1 protein-coding gene is annotated in these 399 nt (G+C 40.6%); it reads right to left on the reverse strand.

Annotated features, from left to right (window positions below):
* Positions 1-58: 58 nt before the first annotated feature.
* On the reverse strand, positions 59-399 hold a 341-nt coding region (locus tag OQZ33_RS24165), incomplete at its 5' end, for a S41 family peptidase (protein ID WP_265802134.1).

The raw sequence follows: 399 nt of genomic DNA on the forward strand, positions 1-399 counted from the left end.
TGTTTAGCGATACATGCTCTAAGCAGCTTAATTTTACACACACTATCAAACTGAAGGCTTATTTCCCTTCTCTGATATATTTCATAGCTCTTTGCAGATGTGCATCTTCTACTCCAACCAAATCTTTGGCAGAGGCTTTAAAATAAATATCAGGTTTGATGCCAACACGCTGGGTTTGTCGTCCATCTGGATAAAAAATACCATTTCCAGTGAAGCTGAAATGATAGCCTCCGGGCAGAGTCAACCTTTTAACATCACCATCAGCACCCGCCGTTTGACTACCGATAATAGTTGCATTGGCGTTGAACTGACGTAGCATCATAGTAAACCACTCGCCCATGCTTTGAGTGTTTTCGTCTGTTAAAATTACTATTTTGCCTGAATACAAATCTCCCATAG

The organism is Pedobacter sp. MC2016-05, from assembly GCF_026239735.1.
Classification (GTDB): Bacteria; Bacteroidota; Bacteroidia; order Sphingobacteriales; family Sphingobacteriaceae; genus Pedobacter.